This window comes from Streptomyces sp. PT12 (genome assembly GCF_003311645.1).
In the GTDB taxonomy this organism is placed as follows: Bacteria; Actinomycetota; Actinomycetes; order Streptomycetales; family Streptomycetaceae; genus Streptomyces.
Genome location: NZ_QEST01000093.1, coordinates 1 through 3,201, shown reverse-complemented (window position 1 = coordinate 3,201; position 3,201 = coordinate 1). Strand labels below are relative to the sequence as shown.

The 3,201-nt window shown below is 70.1% G+C and carries 3 protein-coding genes; all 3 read left to right on the top strand.

The genetic code is table 11. The features are described from left to right. Window positions 1–348: 348 nt before the first annotated feature. Genes DEH69_RS10660 through DEH69_RS10650 form a run of 3 tightly spaced genes read left to right on the top strand, consistent with a single transcriptional unit; the run spans window position 349 to window position 2,991 of the window. The gene (locus DEH69_RS10660) at window positions 349–1,158 is read left to right on the top strand and encodes an ABC-2 family transporter protein (RefSeq protein ID WP_113686700.1); all 810 of its coding nucleotides are present in this window, start codon (window positions 349–351) and stop codon (window positions 1,156–1,158) included. A gap of 31 nt (window positions 1,159–1,189) precedes the next feature. After that, window positions 1,190–1,954: an ABC transporter permease gene (locus DEH69_RS10655; RefSeq protein WP_113686701.1), complete on the top strand. Its 765-nt coding sequence runs from the start codon at window positions 1,190–1,192 to the stop codon at window positions 1,952–1,954. 44 nt (window positions 1,955–1,998) lie between these two features. Then, complete coding sequence (locus DEH69_RS10650; protein WP_113686702.1) at window positions 1,999–2,991, top strand: ATP-binding cassette domain-containing protein; 993 nt, start codon at window positions 1,999–2,001, stop codon at window positions 2,989–2,991. Window positions 2,992–3,201: the final 210 nt, after the last annotated feature.

Sequence of the window (3,201 nt, the reverse complement as noted above, 5' to 3'; positions counted from 1 at the left end):
CATCAATAAACTGGCATTGACTTTTGGCACGCTGTTGAGTTCTCAAGGAACGGACACTTCCTTCAAGCCCATCTCAGGACCCTCCGGGCGTTTCCCTTCGTGTTCCCCGACTCTATCACGCTCGATTTCTCGAACTTCCACTGAGCCGGGGGGAGTTGCTGGGCCCTTCGAGAGCTTCCGCTTTCTTTGGGCAAGCTCGAAGGAGGTTACGGACCGGCCCGTGCGGTGTCAAGTTGAGACCTGGGCGGGGGCGCCCGGAAAACCGGTGGCCCCTGGGTGCGGGCGCCAACTACGCTCTGGCGCTTTGTGCTTACGGGATCCGGGGAGCGAACGCGAGGGGGGAGAGCCATGCGGCCGTCCGGGCTGTACGGGGCCGTGGCCGTCAGCGGCTTCCGGCGCTACGCCACCTACCGGCTGGCCACCTTCGCCGGGGTCTTCACCAACACGGTCTTCGGCTTCATCCTCGCCTACACCTTTGTCGCGCTGTGGACCGAGCGGCCCCAACTGGGCGGCTACGACCAGGCGGAGGCGCTGGCGTTCGTCTGGATCGGGCAGGCGATGATCGGGGTGATGTCGCTGCTCGGGGGCGGCTTCCAGGAGGAGTTGCAGGAGCGGATCCGCAGCGGGGACGTGGCCATCGACCTCTACCGGCCCGCCGACCTCCAGATGTGGTGGCTCGCCTCCGACGTGGGCCGGGCGGCGTTCCAGCTGCTGGGGCGCGGGGTCGTGCCGATGGCGGCGGGGGCGCTGGCGTTCGATCTGGCGCTGCCGGTCGGCCCGTTGCCCTGGCTGCTCTTCCTCGTCGCGGTGGCGCTCGGGGTGGTGGTGAGCTTCGCGATCCGCTATCTCGTGGCGCTCGCGGCGTTCTGGATGCTGGACGGCTCGGGGGTGAACACGCTGAGCACCCTGCTGTCCATCTTCTTCTCGGGGATGCTGCTGCCGCTGACCGTCTTCCCCGGCGCGTTCGGCGCGGTGGTGCGGTGGCTGCCCTGGTCGGCGATGCTCCAGGTGCCCGCCGACGTGCTGCTCGGGCGGCACGAGGGCGCGGGGCTGCTTGGCGCGCTCGGCTTCCAGGCGGCGTGGGCGGTGGCGTTGCTGCTGGCCGGGCGGGGGCTCACCGCGCTGGCGACGCGCAAGGTGGTGGTCCAGGGTGGTTGAGGGGCTGCGGATCTACGGGCTGATCGCGGCGATGTGGGTGCGCTCGCTCATGACCTACCGGCTGTCGTTCGTGCTGACGACGCTGAGCTCGGCGGCGGGGTCGTTCCTCGACTATGTGGCGATCCTGATCATGTTCGCCCATGTCGAGGCGCTCGGTGGCTTCTCGGTGGCCGAGGTGGCGCTGCTCTACGGGACGACGAGCGTGTCACTCGGCCTCGCCGAGCTGCTGCTGGGGAATCTGAGCGGGCTCGGGCGGCGGATCAGGGACGGGACGCTCGACGCGCTGCTGGTGCGGCCAGCGCCGCTGTTCGCGCAGCTCGCGGCCGACCGTTTCCAGCTGCGGCGCATCGGGCGGATCGGGCAGGGGCTCGGGGTGCTGGTCTGGGCGGCGACGCGGCTCGACCTCGACTGGAGCGTGGGCCGGGTGCTGCTGCTCGTGATGACGGTGGTGGCGGGCGCGGCGATCTTCTGCGGGATCTACACGGCGGGCGGGGCGTTCCAGTTCGTGGCGCAGGACGCGGCCGAGGTGCAGAGCTCGTTCACCTACGGCGGGAACACGCTGTTGCAGTACCCGCCGACGATCTTCGCGCAGGATCTGGTGCGCGGGGTGACGTTCGTCGTGCCGCTGGCCTTTGTGAACTGGCTGCCGACGCTGCGGCTGCTCGGGCGTGACGACCCGCTGGGGCTGCCGGGCTGGGTGGATTTCATGTCGCCCGTGGTGGCGGCGGTCGTGTGCGGGATCGGCGCGCTGCTGTGGCGGGCCGCCGTGCGGAGCTATCGGAGTACGGGGAGCTGAGGAGCGGCATGGCGGAGCGGGACGGCGGGGCGAAGCGGGACGGCATGGCGGAGCGGGACGGCGGGGCGCTGGTCGAACTCGTGGGCGTGGAGAAGGTGTTCGAGGTGCGCAGGCGGGTGGGACGGCTGCGCAGGGTGCGGGAGAGCGTGCGGGCGGTCGACGGGATCTCGTTCACCGTGGAGCGCGGGGAGATGGTCGGCTACATCGGGCCGAACGGCGCGGGCAAGTCGACGACGATCAAGATGCTGACGGGGATCCTGACGCCGTCAGGGGGGCGGCTGCGGGTGGCGGGGCTCGACCCGGCGCGGGAGCGCACGCGTCTCGCGCGGCGGATCGGGGTGGTGTTCGGGCAGCGGACGACGCTGTGGTGGGACCTGCCGCTGCGGGACTCATACGGGCTGGTGCGGCGCATGTACCGGGTGGAGGAGGCGCGTTTCCGCAGGAATCTGGACCGGTGCGTGGAGCTGCTCGACCTGGGGGCGCTGCTCGATGTGCCGGTGCGGCAGCTGTCGTTGGGGCAGCGGATGCGGGGGGACATCGCGGCGGCGCTGCTGCACGACCCCGATGTGCTGTACCTGGACGAGCCGACGATCGGGCTCGATGTGATCAGCAAGGGGAAGGTGCGGGAGTTTCTGCGGGACCTCAACGCCGAGCGGCGCGTGACGGTGCTGCTCACCACCCATGACCTGACCGATATCGAGCAGTTGTGCCGTCGGGTGATGGTGATTGATCACGGGCAGCTGATGTATGACGGGCCGCTGTCCGGTCTGCATGAGATCGGGGAGAGTGAGCGAACGCTTGTGGTCGATCTCGAACGGGAGTTGCCGCCCATCGAGGTCGAGGGGGCGCGGACGGTGCGCGTGGAGGGGCCGCGGCAGTGGCTCGCGTTCCCCGCGGCGGCGAGCGCGGCGCCGTTGGTCGCGCGGGTGGCCGAGGGATATCCGCTGGTGGACCTGTCGCTGCGGGAGCCCGACATCGAGGAGGTGATCGCGCGCATGTACGCCCTGGGGTCAACCGGGGGCGCGGGGGTGGGGTAAACCCCCGGGCGGATACGGCCCCGCGCACCATCGTGTGAGGTCCCCCGTGAACGGCACTGTTGCCCGTGTACAGACAGCCAGTCCGTTCAACGCTGAGGAGACCTACCGTGGCAACGGCTGTATTCGAGACGCGCACCGCGGCTGCCGCGCGGACGGAGGGCGTCGTGAAGGCGTACGGGACGGGCGAGACGCGCGTCCTCGCCCTGGACA